At 63.5% G+C, this 19,558-nt stretch carries 13 protein-coding genes and 1 tRNA gene; 8 read left to right on the top strand and 6 right to left on the bottom strand.

Annotated features, from left to right (window positions below; genetic code table 11):
* The first annotated feature begins 135 nt into the window (after window positions 1–135).
* A complete protein-coding gene (locus tag HRU71_06560; GenBank protein QOJ03167.1) occupies window positions 136–4,806 on the top strand; it encodes a hypothetical protein in 4,671 nt (1,556 codons plus the stop codon).
* A 230-nt stretch (window positions 4,807–5,036) separates the two neighbouring features.
* On the opposite strand, the gene HRU71_06555 is transcribed toward HRU71_06560, so the two are convergent.
* Window positions 5,037–6,410: an MmgE/PrpD family protein gene (locus HRU71_06555; GenBank protein ID QOJ03166.1), complete on the bottom strand. Its 1,374-nt coding sequence runs from the start codon at window positions 6,408–6,410 to the stop codon at window positions 5,037–5,039.
* 223 nt (window positions 6,411–6,633) lie between these two features.
* On the opposite strand from HRU71_06555, the gene HRU71_06550 reads away from it, so the two are divergent.
* The 4 genes from HRU71_06550 to HRU71_06535 all read left to right on the top strand — a co-directional run bounded on the left by HRU71_06550 (window position 6,634) and on the right by HRU71_06535 (window position 11,496).
* Window positions 6,634–7,458, top strand: coding sequence for an MBL fold metallo-hydrolase (locus tag HRU71_06550; GenBank protein QOJ03165.1), 825 nt, complete (start codon window positions 6,634–6,636; stop codon window positions 7,456–7,458).
* 174 nt (window positions 7,459–7,632) lie between these two features.
* Window positions 7,633–8,784: an acyl-CoA dehydrogenase family protein gene (locus tag HRU71_06545; GenBank protein QOJ03164.1), complete on the top strand. Its 1,152-nt coding sequence runs from the start codon at window positions 7,633–7,635 to the stop codon at window positions 8,782–8,784.
* Between the two features lie 73 nt (window positions 8,785–8,857).
* Window positions 8,858–10,054 (top strand): acyl-CoA dehydrogenase family protein, encoded by a 1,197-nt coding sequence (locus tag HRU71_06540; protein QOJ03163.1) that lies wholly within the window; start codon window positions 8,858–8,860, stop codon window positions 10,052–10,054.
* Window positions 10,055–10,314: 260 nt separating this feature from the next.
* Window positions 10,315–11,496 (top strand): thiolase family protein, encoded by a 1,182-nt coding sequence (locus tag HRU71_06535; protein QOJ03162.1) that lies wholly within the window; start codon window positions 10,315–10,317, stop codon window positions 11,494–11,496.
* A gap of 19 nt (window positions 11,497–11,515) precedes the next feature.
* Here the strand turns inward: HRU71_06535 and HRU71_06530 are convergent, their stop codons facing one another.
* Window positions 11,516–13,153 (bottom strand): hypothetical protein, encoded by a 1,638-nt coding sequence (locus tag HRU71_06530; GenBank protein QOJ03161.1) that lies wholly within the window; start codon window positions 13,151–13,153, stop codon window positions 11,516–11,518.
* 118 nt (window positions 13,154–13,271) lie between these two features.
* Window positions 13,272–14,552: a glycosyltransferase gene (locus HRU71_06525; GenBank protein ID QOJ03160.1), complete on the bottom strand. Its 1,281-nt coding sequence runs from the start codon at window positions 14,550–14,552 to the stop codon at window positions 13,272–13,274.
* Window positions 14,553–14,856: 304 nt separating this feature from the next.
* Between HRU71_06525 and HRU71_06520 the strand changes: the two genes are divergently transcribed.
* A tRNA-Pro gene (locus tag HRU71_06520) sits at window positions 14,857–14,932 on the top strand.
* 306 nt (window positions 14,933–15,238) lie between these two features.
* Here the strand turns inward: HRU71_06520 and HRU71_06515 are convergent.
* A complete protein-coding gene (locus HRU71_06515; GenBank protein ID QOJ03159.1) occupies window positions 15,239–15,904 on the bottom strand; it encodes a thioredoxin family protein in 666 nt (221 codons plus the stop codon).
* Between the two features lie 68 nt (window positions 15,905–15,972).
* A complete protein-coding gene (locus HRU71_06510) occupies window positions 15,973–16,845 on the bottom strand; it encodes a hypothetical protein (GenBank protein ID QOJ03158.1) in 873 nt (290 codons plus the stop codon).
* Window positions 16,846–17,085: 240 nt separating this feature from the next.
* On the opposite strand from HRU71_06510, the gene HRU71_06505 reads away from it, so the two are divergent.
* On the top strand, window positions 17,086–18,006 hold the full coding sequence (locus tag HRU71_06505; protein QOJ03157.1) for a cobalamin-binding protein: 921 nt from the start codon (window positions 17,086–17,088) through the stop codon (window positions 18,004–18,006).
* A 17-nt stretch (window positions 18,007–18,023) separates the two neighbouring features.
* Window positions 18,024–18,947, top strand: a complete 924-nt coding sequence (locus HRU71_06500; GenBank protein ID QOJ03156.1) for a hypothetical protein — start codon at window positions 18,024–18,026, stop codon at window positions 18,945–18,947.
* 157 nt (window positions 18,948–19,104) lie between these two features.
* On the opposite strand, the gene HRU71_06495 is transcribed toward HRU71_06500, so the two are convergent.
* Window positions 19,105–19,557, bottom strand: coding sequence for a lipid-A-disaccharide synthase N-terminal domain-containing protein (locus HRU71_06495; protein QOJ03155.1), 453 nt, complete (start codon window positions 19,555–19,557; stop codon window positions 19,105–19,107).
* Between the last annotated feature and the right edge of the window lies 1 nt (window position 19,558).

Here is a 19,558-nt window from a genome sequence, read left to right as displayed (position 1 = left end):
TAACCGTGAGTGGGGATGAACAGCAAGAGGGTGGTCTAATCAGACAGAGCAAGGCGTGTTCGTTGCCGGAGCGCATCGAAAGTGGCCCAATGTTCTCCCGTTTTGATGGATCCATTTTTTAAGGAGCAGGTGTCCATGAGTAACGCAAGAGGCTTTAAGACGCTGTGGATGACGGCGTGCATGTGTTGCGCCATCATCGCCAACACGACGTGGACGGCGAAGGCCGACTCGACCGACAAGTCGAGTTCGGCTTCCGTTGTTTCACAAGCGGGCCGGCCGGCGGTCGCCGACGAGGCGACACCGGTTGATTGGGCTGCCGCCGGCGGCATGAGTCCGTTGCTGGCGGATGCGGATCGCGTGATCCCGGTCGATCTGTCCGGCTTGGGCGGCGAGGATGCAGAGGGTGGCAATCCGCGCGGCGCATGCATTGATATTTACAACAACATGCAGGGCGCGACGTCGGCCTTTATCATCGCCGGTCAAGGGCGAATCACGGCTGACACCTGCACGATGGCGGGCACGAACCGCTTTGTGTGCACGATCACGGTGTTCGTCGGTTCGTTCGGTGGCATTCCGGCGTTTCCGCTGCGGTGCCAGATCTGGAACACGACCTCCCCGTTCTGTACCGATGCCGGCGCCGTGCTGATTGCGGAGCAGTTGGCTCTGACGGTCGCCCCCGGCTTCCACAACGAGATTTTCACCTTCCCCGACGTCCTCATTCCGAACACGGTCAACATCGGACTCGTGACGCCGGTGGCGACGGGTGGCGGTTCCGGTCCTGCCTGGGCCATCACGAGAGATTTCTCGGGCGCCGGTGAAATCGGCTCCAGCGGCGACGTGTTCCTGATGCAGGACACGCCTAATTGTGCGGCCACGGCTTTCTTCTTCGGCGGAAATCCCATTGCGAACTTTGGTATTCAGATTCAGGCCAGTTCGGGTCCTGACGGCGCCTGCTGCAATCAGCAGACGGCTGTCTGTACTGATCCGACGCCCTTGGGCGATTGTCTGCAATACTTCCACCGCTGGACGGAAGGCACCTGTGCCGAGGCCCCGCCTTGCGTTCTTTGCAACGTGATCCAGGGCACCGACGCCGATCCGGCCACGATCGATTGCAATGCCAACATCATCGACAACGAGCCGGATTGTGCGGCGAACTACGTGGACACGACCAACAGCGGTTGTGCCTTCTCTCCGGATCCCAACAACCCGAACTTCACGAACATCCAGTGCGGCGATCGCGTGTTCGGCACGATGGGAACCTACACCTTCCAGAATGGCACGGTGGTCGAGAACCGCCGCGACAACGACTACTACCGCTTCACGCTGACCAGCACCTCGCGCGTCACGTGGACGGTCACGAGCGAGGCGGGCGCCAATGCCCAGCTCTTCATCCCGCTTCCTCCGGGTCCGTGTAACCTCGCTACCCCGTCCGGCCCGGGCGACGTCGCTTCGGGCACCTCGGGCGCCGGTTGTCTGCCGGCCGTTGCGACGGCGTGTCTGCCTCCTGGCACGTACTACGCCGTGGCGCGAGCGCCGACCACCGTTGGCTTCCCGTGCGGGATTCAGTACTGCGGTGTTCTGACTTGCGAGCCGTGCGACCTGCCCGATGGCGCCTGCTGTCTGCCGACGGGTTGTGTGGATAACCCGAACGACCCGCAAGGTCGCACGAATGCGTTGGGCTGTGTCCTCGCCGGTGGTGTTTACCAGGGCGACGGCTCGACCTGCGGTTCGGTCACGTGTCCGACTCCGCCGACCAACGAGACCTGTCTGACGAAGATCACGCTGACGAACAGCACCGTCATGGTCGCGTTCGACACCACGTTTGCAACCACGGAGAGCACGACCACGACCGCGACGTGCGAAAACGGTCCGGTTCCGATGTTCCGCGACATGTGGTGGGACTACCGCCCGACCGTTGCGAACGTGCCGGCCGGCGCCGTGGCTGGTCGCCTCGTTGTGAGCACATACGACTCCTGCGTTGACACGCGCGTGGCGGTCTACCGCGTCGATTGCGGTTCTAACCAGGCGACGCAATGTGCCAACCTCGAAGAAATCGGTTGCAACGATGACATCAACATCAATCGCGGCAACTTCGCTTCCTACCTGGCGATCTCGGATATCGGCGGCGGCGGTGCGCCGGCTGTCGATGAGTGCTTCAAGATCCGCGTGGCCACCTTCGATGAGACGGACGCCAATCGCGGTCCTGGCATGTTGAGGATCGACTTCGTCCCGGTCGCGGCCTTCCCGTGGACCGCCAACTCCGGCCGCTGCTGCTGGCCCGATGGCGCTTGCGCGATCACGACCGGTGATCCGTCGACGTGTGAGCAGGACGGTGGTTTCTTCACCAGCGTCTATGACGCGACCGAGGGCGATCCGACCCTGACGCCGTTCACCGGCATCGGCTGCAAGACGGTTCCGTGCCCGGAAATCGGCGAAGCGTGCTTCAAGCCGTTCCGCCTGTCCGGTCCGGATGGTCAGGGTCCTGAACTGCTTCCGAGCGGCTTCGGCACCACGACCAAGGCCGTCCGCAAGCGGACGTTCTTCAAGTACCGGATCCCGGTCACGGCGACGCCTGGCCAGGGCATCACGTTCAGCACCTGTGGTTCGGATTTCGACACCGTGCTTGCGATTTACGCCGATGGCGTCATGGATCCGACAACGGGTGAGTGCGTCGGTACACCGGAAGTCACCAACGACGATTGCTCGCCGAACGAGCTGACCGCTGTCACGGCGCAAGGCATTGCCCCGTGCTTCGCCGGCGCGGAAGTTGACTCGTGCGTCTGTGTGACGGTCGGCTCGACGCCGTCGTCGCCGTTCTTCCCGGGCAACTTCATCTTCATCGAAGTCGGCGCGTTCAACTCGATTCAGAACTCGCCGCTGACGACGATCGATCCGGTTCCGGAAAACTGCGGAACGCCGGTTCTGCTGTCGCTGACGGTCACGTCTTCGCCCCAGTGCTTCGCCTGTGCGATTACCTGTCCGGGCGGCGGCGTGCCGGAGAACGAGCCGATTTGTGCGGCGAATTACGTGGACACGACCAACGGCGGCTGCAACAGCACCCCGAACGTGTTCAAGACGATCACGTGCAACTCGACGATCTGCGGCGAGGCGGGTACTTACACCTTCCTCGACGGGACCGTCACGCAGAACCGCCGCGACACGGACTGGTACCGCCTGTCGGTCGCGACGGCCGGCACGCTGAACGTCACGTTCAACGGTGGTTTCCGCGGCATCACGTCGATCTTCAAGATCGGTAACCCGGGTGACCCCTGTGCCGGCGACCTGTTCGGCATTGCGTCGGCCACGGCGGGTGCGGCCTGCGAAGATACGCCAATCTCGGCGTCGGTATGCCCCGGTGAGTACCTTATCATCGTGGTTCCCAACGTGTTCAGTGGCATCGATTGCGGAACGGATTACCTCTTGACCGTCAGTTGTGCGGCCGCCCCGGCGCAGGTCTGCTGCAAGGGTGACATGAACAACGACGGCAAGCGCAACGGTCAGGACGTGAAGCTGTTCGTCAAGAACCTGCTCACTCCGCCGATCAATCTGTTCCCGGTCGACGGCTGCTACAACCTGAACACGTGCCGGGCCGACATCAATGGCGACTATGCCATTACGCTGGCCGACGTGCCGGGCTTCGTGAACCTGCTGCTCACCGGTACGGATTGCCCGGCAATCGGTACCTGTGTTGATCCGGCCAAGTGCCACGTGACGACTTCGGACGGTGGTGCGGTGAGTGCGTTGAGCGCGGCCCTGGGCTGCAATCAGCGGACGACCGACGACTTCCGCCCGAACGTCAGCGGCACGATCACGAGCGTCTGCTGGCATGGGTTCTACCTGAACCTGGCCGGTGGCACGGTCTGCTCGAACCAGGCCGGCACGGGCGATGATTTCCGCATCACCATCTTCAACGACAACGCCGGTGTCCCGGGCAGCGTGCTGTCCGGTCCGCATGCGGTGGTGCCGACGAAGACGGCTGACGGATTCATCCCGCCGATCGGCAGCTTCGGTCAGGCCACGCAGTGGCGCTACGAAGCGACGATCCCGGGCGTGAACGTCACGGCGGGCACGTGCTACTGGATCGAGATTGTCAACAACGCGTCAGGCGATTGCTGCTGGCTGTGGTCGCTGGCTGGTACGGCCAACAACGTCTCGGCTTCCCGAGCGGGCGGTACGGCTGGTCAGGCCAACTACACGGCGGGTGACCTGTTGAGTGGTGACTTCGCGTTCTGTCTGGATAACATCCGCATCGACAAGCAGGATTGTGGTCTGCCTCAAGGCCGCTGCTGCTACACGGTCGGACCGAATATCCTGTGCCAGGACAGCGACGAGCCGACGTGTTTGAACCTGATCGGTGGTTCGTGGACCCTGGGTCAGAACTGCACGGCGAATCCTTGCCCGCAGCTGGCTCCGGACAACTGTGCCGACGCGACGCCGCTCACGCTGAACGTTCCGAAGGTTGGGACGACCGTGGGTCTGACGCCCAGCCCGGGTCTGGTTCCGTCCTGCGAGAGCGCCGGCGGAGGCCAGAATACCTCCGGCGACGGTTGGTACACGTTCACACCGACGGTCGGCGGTCTGACGACGGTCAATGGCTGCACCGACGCTGCATACGACATGATCATGGTCGTGTACAGCGGAACGTGCGGATCGCTGACCGAGGTCGGCTGTGATGACGACTTCTGTGGTGGCGGCAGCGCGTCGCGCGTCCAGTGGAATGCGACGGCGAATGTCACCTACAGAATCCGAATCACCGGCTGGCACGGTGCGACGGGTTCGTTCTCGATCGTTGCGACCCAGCCGTAATCCGGTTGAGTTGACGCGATAAGTTGTTCAACCCCGCGGCCTCTGAAGGGCAACCTTCAGGGGCCGCGGTTTTTTATGCGCGGGCCGTTCGCGCCGCGTTCGCCGCACTCCGTGCAGCAACAAAGCCCCGGGCAAACGCCAGTGGCTTTCAGAGGCGTGCGTGCTTGGCGTGTGAGACGAGCGCTGCAAGCGCGCGACTGAATCCGCGCTCTGCAACGGTCGATAGCGAATTACTTTGAAACCGGAAACGCCCAGAGCTTGCGGACATCCCGCGCCTTGTCGAGCGACCACATCTGATCGAGCAGCTTGCGCTGCAATCGCTCGGGAATGACGCCTTCGGCCAGCGTCGAGAACTTGTACTCGACCTCGTCATCGGTCATGGGGTTGCCGGCGTGGCCGCGGGGATACGTGACGGTCATCTGATAGATGCGGCCATCCTTCATGTGCAGCTTTAGGCGATTGGGGATGCCGTCAGGATAACCGGCGTTGAGGTCGTCGGCCTCGACGATGGTGGTGTTGTCGAGAAGATCGAGGTATTTCTTGTTGGTGAATTTTCTGGGTGAGAAGGTTTCGCGCGTCACGTCGCCGTCGATGAGGGCGGCGATGGTCATGTAGCCCATGCTGTGATCGGCGGTCTCACGGCTGGTGGGCCGCCACTTCTCCGGCTCGCTGCCGATGATGGAGACGGCGGCTTCGAAGGATTCCATTTCAAGCTTGGCAATGTCCTGCCATTTGTAGCCGTCGGCCATGAACTGCTTTCGGATTTGCAGGGCGGCGTCGATGGAGCTTTGGGCGTGATACTCGGCGGGCCAGAACTTGATGTAAGTTTTGTTGATCATGTATCCGCCGGATTTGGAGCCGAGCTGCACGTCAAAGGGGGTCTTGGTGAGCATTTTGAAGACGCCCTTTGGGCCTTCGAAGATTTCGTGCGGGCCGGTGAAGCCTTGTCGCGCCAGGTTGGCGGCGAAGATCGCATTGCGGCAGGCGTTCGAGAAGGCGCAGGCCTTCCACATGGAAATTTGCCCGGTACGGGTCTGCCGCGTGGCGATGTTGCAGACGCCGGCCAGTCCCTGCGCGTGGATCATTTCCTCGACGGACATGCCCCAGAGCTTGGCCGCCCCGAGCGTCGCGCTGAAGGCGCCGTACGTGACATGATCGAAGCCGTGCGCGCGAAGCGAGGCCGCATCGCAGAGCCGGCACTGGATTTCGTACGCGATGATGGTGGCGAGGATCAAGTCCTTGCCGGATCGGTTGGCGGCTTGAGCGACGGCGAGGGTGGCGGCGATATTATCGGACGGATGTGCCGGTTCTTTAGACAGGTACGTGTCGTTGTAATCGAGGTAGCGGATGTGGGCGCCGTTGGCGAAGGCGGCGAGCTCGGGCGTTGTTCGGAGGTTCGTGCCGATGACGACGGAACCGCCGTTCTTGATGGGCAGGGCGGCTGCGGTGGCGCGGGCAATGGTCGCGGGCTTGGATTTGTAAGCGCCCAATGCGGTTCCGAGCGAATCAATGAATCGGCGCTTGCACTCGTGAATGGCATCCTTGGTGAGGTCGGAATACTTGAGCTTGTGGGTCCAGCGGGCGAGCTTTTCCGCGAGCAACATGGAGGGAGCGTCCTTTCGTTTGAATGGGCGTGATTGAAATCGGGCCGCGATTATAGCGGTCCAGCGGCGGAATCAAAGCGGTCGGCTCGGCGCACGAAGCTGATTGATTCACCTTTCGCAAGTCACTATAAACGAGACTATGACTGCGTCGCCCATCTCGACCCATCAGGCTCGAACCGGCCCCACGGCGACGCCGCACAGGCTACATCTTGGCGACTTGCGGATGACGCTGCTCGACGGCGGTGGGTTGTGGCTGGATGGCGGGGCAATGTTCGGCATTATTCCCAAGCCGATGTGGTCCAGGCTGGTGGAAGTCGATGAGGCCAATCGCATCCCGCTCGCGACGACGTGCGTGCTGGTGGAAACGGGGGGTCGGCGCGTGCTGATCGAAACGGGCGTCGGCGCGGCGTCGAAGTATGAAGAGAAGGAGCGGGGGTTCTTTCGCCTGTCGCCGTTCGGATTGATGGACTCGCTCTGCGCGGCAGGGATCGACCCCGCCACGATTGACGTGGTCGTCCTCACGCATCTTCATTTCGATCATGCGGGGGGTGGGACGGTGGCGGATGGACGAGGCGGATTCCTGCCGGCGTTTCCGCGCGCGAAGTACATCGTGCAACGCGGCGAGTGGGACGATGCCGTCAACCATCACGCTGTGATGACGGGAACCTATCGCAAGGAAAACCTCGCGCCCCTGGAGCGTGCCGGTATTCTGTCACTCGTCGAGGGGGAGGCCGAGATCGCGCCGGGGGTTTCGGTGCGGCCGCTGCCGGGTCATACGCGGCATCAGCAGGGCGTGGTGCTTCGCGGCGGCGGGGTGACGATTGTGCTGCCGGCCGATCTGATGCCGACCTCGGCACACGTCGGATTGCGGTACAACATGGCCTATGACTTGCTGCCGTACGAGAACATGCAGGCGAAGGGCCGCCTGCTGGAAGAGGCGGTTCGGAACGACTGGCGCTTGTTGCTGGGCCAGGATCCGCATGAGGCGCTGTGGCGTGTGGCATTGGATGGAAAGGGTCGCCATCGGCTCTTGCCGTGTCGGGACTGATCGCAGCTCCGGGGGACTGGTCCCCAAGCAGTATTGGGAGCAGCGACGCAAGCGGGCTTTGACGCTGTGCAAGGGCGGTTTATAATTGCAGATGGATTGCCGGTTCTGCATCGCGTAACCCATTGTCAAGCAGATTGATAGGGGCGATCGCCCTTTCCGCATCGAGTGTGCAACATGAGTTATGAGCTGTCGGAAGACCTTGCCGCGTTTCGCGATCTGACCCGTAAGTTCGCTCTGGAAGTCATCGCGCCCAATGCCCGGAAGTGGGACGAGGTGAAATGGCTGCCGGAGGAAGTCGTCGCCGAAATGGGTCGAATCGGTTTGCTCGGGGTCACCATTCCGGAAGAGTACGGCGGCGCGGGTCAGGGGTTGCTGGGCATGACGGTCGTGACGGAGGAACTGGCCCGCTGGTGCGGTGGGACGGCCTTGTTCCTCGCGGCGCACCTGGGACTGTGTGCGACGCACATTCGGCTGGCGGCGAACGAGAAGCAAAAGGCCCAGTGGCTGCCGAGGCTGGCGTCGGGCGAGGTCATCGGCTCGTGGTGTTTGAGCGAGCCGGACTGCGGAACCGATGCCGAGGCGATGACGACGCGCGCCGAGCGGACGAAGACCGGCTGGAAGCTGAACGGTCGCAAGTTCTGGATCACGAACGGAAAGCGCGCCGGGGTCTTTGTGGTGACGGCGCGGACGGAGCCGAAGCGCGGGGCTCGGACGATCTCGGCGTTCATCGTGGAGCGTGATCGGCCAGGTCTGATCGTCGGTGAGCCGGAAGACAAGATGGGTATGCGCGCGAGCGACACGGTCCCGGTGAATTTCGAGAATTGCGAGATACCCGAGGAGAACCTCTGCGGGAACTACAACGAGGGGTACGTGGATGCGCTGCGCGTACTGGATCGCGGGCGATGCACGATCGGGTCGCTCTCGGTGGGGCTGGGTCGCGGCTGCCTGGAGGAGGCGGTGAAGTACGCGGCGGAGCGCAAAAGCTTCGGAGTTCCGCTGCACGCCCATCAGGCGATTGCATTCAAGCTGGCGGACATGGAGACGCTGGTGGAATCGGCGCGGCTGCTGGTTCGTCAGGCGGCGAGCACGCACGACGCGGGGCGTCCGGACAAGCGATTGAGTTCGATCGCCAAGTTGTACGCGTCGGAGATGGCGAGCCGGGTGGGTTGGGAGTCGATCCAGATTCACGGTGGTGCGGGGTATGTGAAGGATGTGTGCGTGGAGCGGCTGGTGCGTGACAACAAGTTGTGCGAGATCGGGGAGGGGTCGAGCGAGGTTCAGCGGATGCTGATCGCTCGTGCGGAGTTTCAGCGGCGCAGGGCGTGATCATCGCGTGGCAAGTACAGCGGGTGAGGGTAGCGGGGTTTGGGCGATTGAATCAACGAGAGTGCAGGGCGGCATGAACGACACGATAACGACATCAGGCCCCATCGGGTACGGCTATGAGCTGGACGAGGATCACGCGATGCTTCGCGAGAGCATTCGCGATTTCGCACGGAACGTGGTGGCGCCGGGGGCGATGGAGCGCGACCTCAAGGGCGAGTTCCCGCGTGAGATCATTCGGCAGCTGGGTGAGATGGGGTACCAGGGCATCTGCATTCCGGAGCAGTACGGCGGCCCGGGGTTGGACGCGTTGGCGTCGGCGATCGTCGTGGAAGAGCTGTCGTATGCCGATGCATCGGTCGGCGTGATCAACAGCGTGCAGAACTCGCTGGTGATCGACCCGATACTGAAGTTCGGGAACGAAGCGCAGAAGAAGGCGTGGCTGCCGAAGATGGCGTCGGGCGAGTGGCTGAATTGTTTTTCGTTGAGCGAGGCCGGCAGCGGTTCGGATGCCGGCGCGATGAAATGCCGGGCCGAGTTGAAGGGCAACGAGTGGATCATCAACGGCACGAAGATGTGGGTGACCAACGGGGCCGAGGCGGACGTGATCCTGTTGTTTGTGCGGACGGATGAGGGCGACCGGCGCAATGCGAGCTGCCTGCTGGTGCCGAAGGACACACCGGGCGTGACGGTCGGCAAGCATGAAGACAAACTGGGGATTCGCGGCAGCAGCACGACGGAGTTGATTTTCGAGAATGCCAGGGTTCCGGCGGAGAATCTCATCGGGGAGCGCGGCAGCGGGCTGAAGATCGCGCTTACGGCGATCGACGGTGGCCGGCTGGGCATCGCGGCGCAGGCGGTGGGCATCGCGCAGGCGGCGCTGGATCGCTCGACGGATTACGCTCTGCAACGCCGGCAATTCGGCAAGAGTCTGTCGGAGTTTCAGGCGATACAATGGAAGATCGCCGACATGGCGGTGCGGATCGAGGCGTCGCGCGCGTTGCTGTACAAGGGCTGCTGGCTGAAGGCGCAGGGGGCGCACTCGCTGCACATTCCGGCGATGGCCAAGGTGTTCGCCTCCGAGACGGCCACGTTCTGCGCGAACCACGCCATTCAGATCTTCGGCGGCATGGGCTACTGCCGCGAGAGCGAAGTCGAGCGCTACCTGCGTGACGCGAAAATCACCGAGATCTACGAAGGCACGAGCGAGATGCAGCGCATGACGATCGCGGAGAGTCTCATCCGCGAGCCGCAGCGCGTTTCGGCGGTGTGATCGCCGCTTCATCCGCGGACCTCCTTTCGCATCTGCACGAAGAGCAACAGGCACTCCTCTTGCGGGTCTGATGCCGATAATGCCTTAGATTCGGTATAATCGGTGCGATTTGGACGATCCCGGCATGTCGTGGGCCGTTCCTGTTGTTGCGTTTGCACAAATTCCGTTATAATTTCAATAAGGTGGGCAGGGTTGCCCGCACGGCATGACCGCGACGGCCACCGGGAGGACTCCACGGCCGCCGCCACCGGGGATATTGCATGACACGCAGCGTGATAGTCGAAGCACGTCGCAGCCCGATGGGCAAGCTTCTGGGAGCGTTAAGCCCGCTTAGCGCGACGGACATCGGGGCGCAAGTGGCGAAAGCGACGCTTGAGGCGATCCAGTGTCCTGTCGAAGCAGTGGATTGGGCGCTGATCGGTCAGGTGCTTCAGGCCGGGGCGGGTCAGAACCCGGCGCGACAGGTGGCGCTGAAGGCGGGCCTGCCGGAGACGATCACGGCGGTGACGGTGAATCAGGTTTGCGGATCGGGCATGCGCGCGGCGATGAACGCGGACAACAACATTCGTCTCGGTGAGGCGACGACGATTCTGACTGGCGGCATCGAGAGCATGTCGAACGCGCCGTACTACGTGCGCGGTACGCGAACGGGCGCGGTGAAGTTCGGGCACATGACGATGGAAGACGGCATGGTGTCCGACGGCCTGACATGCCCGTTTGAGAAATGGGGCATGGGCAACGCGGCGGAGTACACGGCGCGAAAATACGGTGTGAGCCGCGACGACCAGGATGCATACTCGCTGGAGAGCCATCGCCGCGCGGCGGCTGCTGCCAAGGCGGGGCACTTCAATCGAACGATTGCCGCGATCGAAGTGCCGGGCCGCAAGGGGCCGATGGTGCTGGCGGAAGATGAGTCGATCCGGTCGGATGTGACGCTGGATGACCTCAAGAAACTCAAGCCCGCCTTCGAGAAAGACGGCACGATCACGGCGGGAAACTCGTCGCAATTGACGGACGGGGCCGCCATGGCGCTGATTACGTCGGAGGCCGAGGCAGCGAAGCGGGGCTGGCCGGTGCGAGCGCGGATCGTCGCGCACACGACGTTCGGCGTGGCGCCGAAGGAGCTGTTCATCGCGCCGGTGGGGGCGGTTCGCGGTGCGGTGGAGAAGGCCGGCTGGAAGATGAAGGACGTGGATCTGTTCGAGATCAACGAGGCGTTTGCGGCGCAGATGCTGGCGTGCATGCGTCAGTTGGAGATTCCGCACGAGAAGGTGAACGTGCTGGGCGGGGCGATCGCGCTGGGGCACCCGATCGGATGCAGCGGGACGCGGGTGATCGTGACGCTGATCAACGCATTGGAGGTTCTGGGTCGCAAGCGGGGCGTGGCGTCGCTGTGCCTGGGCGGGGGGAACGCGGTGGCGATGGCGATCGAGGTGCCGTAATCGCGGCACTCTAAACCACTTAACCGCGTGGGCTGGATTGGCCCGTCGCGATGTGCAGGCGCGGGTCGTCCAGCGGCCGGGCGAATCGAAAGTTCAATTCCGTAATTTGATTATCCTTCACCCCGCTGATTTCCACGGTGAAATCGGGCAGATCGAACCGCGCGCCGATTCGCGGTGTCCAGCCGGCGCCAAGCATGCGCGCCGCCAGAGCGGAATCGAGCAGGGACGGCTTGGGCATCCAGTAGCGATAGAGCCAGGAGCATTCGTTCCAGGCGCGGTCGGTTGCGTCCTGATCGAGCGCGACGCGCAGGGTGTGGGCATCGACGTGGTCGATCTTCGAGCGTGCGTCGGCAGCGTGCAGGAAATGCAGCGCGACGTCTCGCCGGCCGGTGAGGAATTGCAGGCGATCGCCTGCGGCGAGCCATTCCAGATCGATCTCGGGCGCGGGGAGGATCATCGTGTCGCCATCGCGCAACGGCGTATCCAGTGAAGCGACACAAGTCTGAATGTGCGATTGGGCCCGGCGCTCGGCCTGCATGGAGACGACGACGATGCCGACGGCCGCGGCCATGCCGATGCCGCCGTTGGAGAAGAGGAGATGGTGACGGAGCAGGAGCGAGGGAGGGCGTGGTCCGTTTGGCGCGGCGGATTCCTTCGGCAGGAGCAGGTGGGCGAGGAAGTAGGCCCAGCCTGGCGTGGCGAGGCACAGGGCGCGGGCCTCTGGCGCAGTGAGCAGGGCGATCGCGCCAAAGGCGCTGGCCCAGCAGAGAAAGAAACGTGCGGCCGGGTCAGCGGCGAGCATGCGGCGCACGTGCGGCGCGATGAGCACGAGGGTGATGAGGCAGCCGACGGCAAGGGGGATGAGGGTGTCGACTCCGCGATCGGTGAGGAGATTGATCGGCGCGCCGAGCAGCCAGAGTGACAGATAAAAGACGCCACTCTTGGGCGCACCGGCGAGCAGGGCGGTCCGTGAACCGGCGCCGGCGCGCGTGCTGACGTAGTAAGCGACATACGCGGCGAGAAAGACCAGCGTCAGCGCGAGCATCGCGGCGAGCAGGCGTGGCTGCGGGGTCTGGTCTCCGCGAATTCGCCGCCAGATTTCGAACAGCACGATGGTCCCCGCCCAGCCGACGGCGATCTCCTTGCTAAGCAGCGCACCGGCGAAACCCAGTCCGGCAATTGCCACGGTTGATCCCGCGCGAGCGGGCTTTCGCGCGGCCGTTGGCGCGATGAGCGGTGCGAAGGCGTGCGCGGCGGTGCAAACGCCCATGAGTACTAACAGATCGCTGCGATTGCTGATGAACGTGGCGGGCTGGGCGGCGGCCTGTGACACGCCGAACATCATCGTCGCGAGGCCGGCGCGCAAGGGATCGACGCCCATTCGGAGCAACAGCCGGTGCAGCAGAACGAGGGCGACCACAAACACGGCGAGGCTCATCATTCGGTGCGCCCAGGCCTGTCGGCCAAATAGCTTCATGTCAAGATAGAACGCGGCCTCGGCCAGCGGGCGGAAGAAATCGGCGCGTCCGTCGGCCGGCGACCACCACGGATAGGACCCTGTCCGCCGCAGGCGCCGCCAGGCGTCGGCATCGGGGGCGAAGCGAAAGAGCGAGGGATCGGTCGATTCGGCGGCGAGATAGCGTTCGGCTTTGAGCACGAGGTTCAGGTCATCGAAACAGAACGGCCCGGTGAGCGACCAGACGTGCAGCAGCAGGGGCAGTCCGATCCAGGCGAGGGGGCGGGCGGCGTGGCGGCGGAGGTTTTCAAACTGTCTTTCAAGCAGGGCTGCGTTCGTAGGAGGTCCCTCGCCAGGTGATGCGCGCGCCGCGCAGCAGGTGCACGGCCGCTCGCAGGCAAATGTATGTCATCATCAGGGTTCCCAGTGGGTGCAGCCACACGGCCGAGCCGCCGGTTCCGGCCGTGCGATGGACGACGCGAATGAGCGCGGTGGAGACGACCAGGTGCAGCGCGGCGATTCCCGCGAGGAGCCCGCCGTGCGGGATCGTCGCCCCGCGCGCGGCGGCGATGCCGACGGCCCCCAGGAGCACCATCGGCAGCACGGAGACGAAGAACATCGAGTTGATGGTGATGAAAATGCGCGGGAGCGTTTTCAATCCACCGACGAGGGTGCGCGTGATGCCGTGAATGGTGCGCTTCAGCGTGCCGTAATGCCGCTGACGGAACAGCTCGGGCACCATGACAAAGCTGACGCGCTGGCCGGCGCGCTTGGCGATGCGGATCAGCTCGCTGTCTTCGTCGTAGATGTTGATGACCGCGCGATGCCCGCCGATGGCGCGATAGGCCGACGCGCGGCAGATCATCAGTGCCGAGCCAACGGCATTGGGCCACGCTGGATCGCTGATCTTCCGCGGGTCGTACCAGGCGAAGGTGATCGCGCCCAGCAGCGGCACGAGCAGCCGCTCCCAGAAGCGCGAAATCTCCGGCCGGCCCATCGTCGCGACCCAGTCGAGATTGTGCTGCAACAGGTGATGCGTCAGCGTGCGCAGGCAGTGTGGCTCGAGATGCAGATCGCTGTCGACAAACGCCAGCACGTCGCCGCGAAGCTGCGGGGCGAGTGCGTGCAGCGCGTGCGGCTTGCCGTACAGGCCTTCGGGTAATTCGCGGATGTCCAGTCGTTTCACATGGGGGTGGGCGTCCTGTACCGCCTGCACGGCGGCGGCGGTGTTGTCGGTCGAGCGATCGTTCACGACGAGCAGGCGCGGCCGGCCGTCGGGGGGCGAATCCGACGCGTTGGTTTGCGCGGCGTCCTGTCTACCGGCATTGTTGGAAGCGGAGGTCGCACCGGCGATTTGCGTGCCGCCGGTGGTGGCGCGATAGTCCTGATCGAGGATGGATTGAAGGCACGCGCCGATGGTATCCGCTTCATCCTTGACGGGGACGAGCACGTCGATCGTGGGCCAGTCTCGCCCGGTGCGCGGGGCGGCGGCGATCTGCTGCTGTTGTCGAAGGAGGAAAATCGTGCTGAACAGACTGTAGGTGAGCCACAGCACGCCGCCGAAGTAGAGGAGAATGAGGATAAAAAGGGCGTCGTCCACGTGCGGGTCTGCCTCGGTCTGTTTCGTTCGACGGCGGAAGCCATCTTCCAGTAACTTGCCGCCCACCCGCGGTGCGTCCCAGCAAGCAGACGGATCGGCGCAGCGGCATCGGCCGCCGGGCTTGTTTGCGGCGAGCTAGGCTATGAATCACGGGGGCAGATGTCAACGCGACAGGGGCGGGGGAAGTCCGCAGCGGACGCGGGCGGTCGGGCATCGATTGTGGTGTAGTTGCGATGCGAGTTTTGAGTGCTCGCGGGGCCGTCTTGAGCCGGCACGTGGATCGATTAGAATGCTCGTGCAGCTACGGGGCGTAGCTCAGCCTGGTCTAGAGCGTCTGCATGGGGTGCAGAAGGTCGCTAGTTCGAATCTAGTCGCCCCGATTTTGTTTACCCGAGACCCGTCCTTCTGGGCGATCGTGGCGCCGTTCGAGGTTGATGCACAACGACCGGATCGCCGCGCCGCCGGCGGAATGAGCGAACAGACGAAGGATCGGGTCGGCCTTTGTCCGCAGCGGAAAAAAAGGCCGCGGCCCGTGGGATGGACCGCGGCTTCTCGTTCGCTTGCCGCAATGTTTGTCTCTGACGCGGTTCCCGTATCAGGCTTTATTTGCCGCGGCTCGATCAGTACTTCACGCCGCGCCTTCTTCGCCGTCAACCAGAATCGCGGCGTTCTATGCCGCGCCGCGATCAGTACTTCACGCTGCAGCCGTAGGGCTTGGTCTCCGGCGTGGCGACCTTCTTCCCGGCGGTCAGATCGTTCAGCGCCGCGCGGACGTAGTTCACCTTTTCGGCGTCCTTCTTGTCCATGCGCGGATCGTTGTCCATCGCGCCCTGGTATGCCAGCATGCCGTTCTTATCGATCACAAACATGTGCGGCGTGGTCTTGGCGCCGTAGGCATGGCCGACCTTGCCGTCGGAGTCAATGAGAATTGGAAACTCTATCTTCCACCTGGTTTTCGCGTCGGCGTCCTTGCCGAAGTCCGAATGGCCGGAGTTGGTGGAATTGATGGCGATGAAGGCGACGTCCTTGTCCTTGAAGTCCTTGTACAGATCGGCGACGGTTGTCTGCTTTTCGTGGTGGAGCTTGATGAAGGGGCAGCCGGAGTTGAACCACTCGATCACGACGATCTTCCCCTTCTTGGTGTAATCGCTAAGTTTGTGCTCCTTGCCCTCGGTGTCCTTCAGGGTGAACTCCGGGGCCTTGTCGCCGATCTTGAGCGCAGCCGTCGACGCTGGTTCAGTCTTCCTGCCTTTGCCGTCGCGCGGGCCGGCCATGAGCAGACCGACGCCTGCCACGGCGATGGCCGCAACGCCGGTGATTGCCATCAGTCCGATGTTCTTTCGTAGGGTCATGTGTGTGCTCCTTATTGCTGACTGCATCGTCGCGCCGAACGCCGGGCCGCGACGATGCAGAACCGCTGTCATTTCAAATCCGGAGGTTTGACGCTGATTTCCAGGTACGTCTCGCGGCCGCTTCGCGTGACCGACAGGATCCCGGCGACGCGCTTCAAACGGGCGACGTCCTCGCCGTACCGCAACCGGAGCGTGTCGGATTTCACGGAGCCGTCGCGGATCAGGTCGTGGGGGTAGACGTTTTCATCGTTTTCATACGGAAAGAACGTGAGGCTCGTTGCGTCCTTCACGCGAATCGTCAGCCTGAGGCCTTCCCATCGCGATTCGCAGGTCTTGAACTCGGCGGCCAAGATGGGATGTCGAGCGCGGGCATCGGAGAAACGCTTTGCGTCGGGCGAGAGCGAGCCGCCATCCGCGACGGGGATCGACGCCGTCAGGATCGCACGGCCCTGTAGGCATCGCTCCTTGCAGACGAGCCATTCAACTTCGGCGGTCAGGGACAGGCTGGAACCGCCCGCGAACCTGGCATCAAGCGTTACGGGGACGATCAGGACCAGCTCGCGTTCGTAAATGTAATCGAGAAGCATATCGCCTTCGACCTTGCGCTTTGGCACCGGCCATTGCGGCGGTCCGAAGGTGACGCCGTCGATGGGCTTGAAGGCAACGCGCGGCGGCAGGCCGGAGTCGCCGGGGTTTCGCCAATAGAGATGCCAGCCGGGCGTGATGTCGAAGATGACGGCGAGGTCGGACGTGCCCGACAAGGCGACGGTGGATTTTTCGGAGGTGAGCCGAACGTTGACGAATTCGTTTCCGGGATAGGCGGCGCTGGACTTGGTATCTTGCGCCACAGCCGCATGAACGCCGACGGTCAACCAAGCCGATGCAAGTCCGATTGCAGCAGCCTGGGCACAGGAGAGATTGTTGAGAGTGAACCGCGCCAAGGGAGGCTCCACGTGCCAACGGGCATTTGCCGGGCTGATTATAGCGAGGTGCTTCACCCCCGGCATTTCGCATGGCGACAAGGCTCGAGCAGGTTGGACGGTATCCGTGAATCGGCGGCTTGACACCGAATTGTGGGCTGTGATCGACTCGGTCGAACGTATCGATCGAGCCGAGAGGGTATATCATGGCAGCCAGGCGACGAGACCGCCCGTGGCGCCTGCCGGGAAGGAACAACTCCGATGCGTATTGTTTCATTGTTACCGAGCGCGACCGAGATCGTGTGCGCGCTGGGCCTGGGCGACCAACTGGTCGGCGTGACGCATGAATGCGATTATCCGCCGGCGGTGCGCAGCTTGCCGAAGGTGACGCACACGCTGATTCCCACCGACGCGGCCAGTCGCGACATCGACGAGATGGTCCGCGCGCAACTCAAGACAGATCGCACACTTTACAAGCTCGATCCGGCGACGCTGGAGCGCGTGCAGCCCGACCTGATCGTCACGCAAACGTTGTGCGATGTCTGTGCCGTGGCGGCGTCGGACGTCGCCGCTGCGGTGTGCAGGCTGCCCGGCCGGCCGAAGGTGGTCAATCTCGAACCGACTCGTCTGGAAGATGTCTTCGAGAGCATGCTCACCGTGGGGGAGGCGGCGGGGGTTGCTCATCGCGCGATGAAAGTGGTCTCTGAATTGAAAGCGCGTGTGGCGATGGTTGCGACGCGAGCGAGCCGTATCGCGAAGCGTCCGCGCGTGGTGCTGCTGGAGTGGATCGATCCGCCATTTTCGAGCGGGCACTGGTCGCCGGAGCTGGTCGAGCTGGCGGGCGGTCGGGAGATGCTCGGCCGCGCGGGCGAGCGTTCGCGCGGCGTCGATTGGGAGGAAATCGTGCGGGCCGATCCGGAGGTGCTCGTGGTGGCGTGCTGCGGTTTTGATATCGAGCGAACGAAGCGTGACCTGCCGATCTTGCGGGGCCATGCAGGATACGAGGGGCTTTCGTGCGTGCGAGCGGGACGGATTCATGTGGTGGATGGCAATGCCTATTTCAGCCGGCCCGGTCCAAGACTGGTGGAGAGTCTGGAGCTTCTCGCCGAGTTGATTCATCCGTCGGCGGGCATCATGACTGCCGCCGCAGCGAGGGCACACGGCGTTGCCCCGTTGCCGTGATTTTGGAGGGTACTGGAATGCGAAACCATCGGCCAATAGTGACGGCGGTTCTCGTCGCCATAGCGGCTTGCACGACGGGGTGTCAGCAAGCCATGCTGGTGGTCAGCGATGCGTTCTACACGCCGGATCAGAAGACCGTGCTCGAGGCGCGCCTGGAGCGTACGGTGCGCGGCGGCATGACGGGCATCGCGGGTGTGCCGGTCTCGTTTCATATCCACGAACAGCGATTGGGCGAGGCCGTCACGAATGACATGGGCGTGGCCCGGCTGGCGTGCGAGTTGCCGGTCGATGCGACGCACTTCCGCGCCGAGGCGCGACATGCGGGCGACCCGCTGAAAGGCGAGGGGCTGGTGTTTCGATTTCCACCCGGGCGAATGGTGATCGTGTGCGACATTGACGGCACGGTGTCGATGACGCACTACCGCGAGCTGGTGTTCGACGAACACGATATGGCCTCGCGGCCATTTGACGATGCCGCGGCGGTGCTGACGAAGTTGAACGAACGATTCGGGCTGGTGTATCTGACGGCGCGGCCGGGTTTTTTGCTGGAGAAGACGAAGCGTTGGCTGGAGGCGAATGGGTTCCCGCGCGCGCCGGTGATCACGACGCCGGGCCTGGCGCAGAGCATCGGGGTGCAGAAGTTCAAGGCGGATCGCATCGGGCATCTGAAGCGCGTGCTGGGTCGCGTGGGGATCGGCATCGGCAATGCGGACACCGATTCCGAGGCCTACGCGATGCAGCATTTGCTGACGATCATTCTGGACAACGACGACGACAATCGGTTCCGCTCGCATGCCGTGGTGCTGCGAAACTGGAAGATGGTGGAGGCGTTTTTTGACGCGAACCGGGACGTCCTGGAAGACTACGACCGGCTCCAGGCGGCGATCGACGGGGAGGCGTTCATCCGCCGGCCGATCCTTCATTACCAGCCGAGGCGTTAGAACTGGTTTCGAAACTCCTCTCCCGCTTGGGGGAGAGGTTGGGTGAGGGGGAAATGTGGTTCAACCGAAAGGATTCACCCTCACCCCCGACCCTCTCGCTGAAAGGGAGAGGGGGTTTTGAAACAGCTTGTAGAGTGGGGACGGAATCGACGGCGGGTTATTTTTGATCCGTGTCGATTTTTCCGGAGAGGGAGGCGGAGGATTCGACGTGGCGTTGTTCGGCGACTTCCGGAGAGACGCGAGGGAAGCCGGGCCATTGGGCGTGTTCGACGCGACGTTTGAACTGCACGGCGAGGTAATGCATGCGCAGGGCGATGACGAGATAGACGGCCTCGCCGAAGATGAAGACCGGATCGGCGCGGTTCAGGGCGTAGGCCAGGAGGGCGGCGGTGGCGAGCAGGGCGAGGGCGGCGGCGAAGGGCGGCAGCCAGAATCGGCCGCGCCGGTTGGATTCCCACCACTGCCAGATAAATGTCACCATGATGACGGCTTGTGCGAGGAGGCCGACGAGAAGCCACGGATCGCTTCCATCGTTGGTCGACGCGGCGTCGGCCTCGGGCCGGGCGGCGAGCAGGAGCGCGGCGCAATCGGTGGTGGTGCGAGGCGTCATG

It is taken from the genome of Planctomycetia bacterium (assembly GCA_015200345.1).
GTDB lineage: Bacteria > Planctomycetota > Phycisphaerae > UBA1845 > UTPLA1 > PLA3.
This window is presented reverse-complemented; position numbering and strand designations above follow the sequence as displayed.

Coding starts and splice junctions, on each gene's coding strand:
- HRU71_06560 (QOJ03167.1), top strand. CDS start 136: ATGAGTAACGCAAGAGGCTTTAAGACGCTGTGGATGACGGCGTGCATG.
- HRU71_06555 (QOJ03166.1), bottom strand. CDS start 6,410: ATGTTGCTCGCGGAAAAGCTCGCCCGCTGGACCCACAAGCTCAAGTAT.
- HRU71_06550 (QOJ03165.1), top strand. CDS start 6,634: ATGACGCTGCTCGACGGCGGTGGGTTGTGGCTGGATGGCGGGGCAATG.
- HRU71_06545 (QOJ03164.1), top strand. CDS start 7,633: ATGAGTTATGAGCTGTCGGAAGACCTTGCCGCGTTTCGCGATCTGACC.
- HRU71_06540 (QOJ03163.1), top strand. CDS start 8,858: ATGAACGACACGATAACGACATCAGGCCCCATCGGGTACGGCTATGAG.
- HRU71_06535 (QOJ03162.1), top strand. CDS start 10,315: ATGACACGCAGCGTGATAGTCGAAGCACGTCGCAGCCCGATGGGCAAG.
- HRU71_06515 (QOJ03159.1), bottom strand. CDS start 15,904: ATGACCCTACGAAAGAACATCGGACTGATGGCAATCACCGGCGTTGCG.
- HRU71_06505 (QOJ03157.1), top strand. CDS start 17,086: ATGCGTATTGTTTCATTGTTACCGAGCGCGACCGAGATCGTGTGCGCG.
- HRU71_06500 (QOJ03156.1), top strand. CDS start 18,024: ATGCGAAACCATCGGCCAATAGTGACGGCGGTTCTCGTCGCCATAGCG.
- HRU71_06495 (QOJ03155.1), bottom strand. CDS start 19,557: ATGACGCCTCGCACCACCACCGATTGCGCCGCGCTCCTGCTCGCCGCC.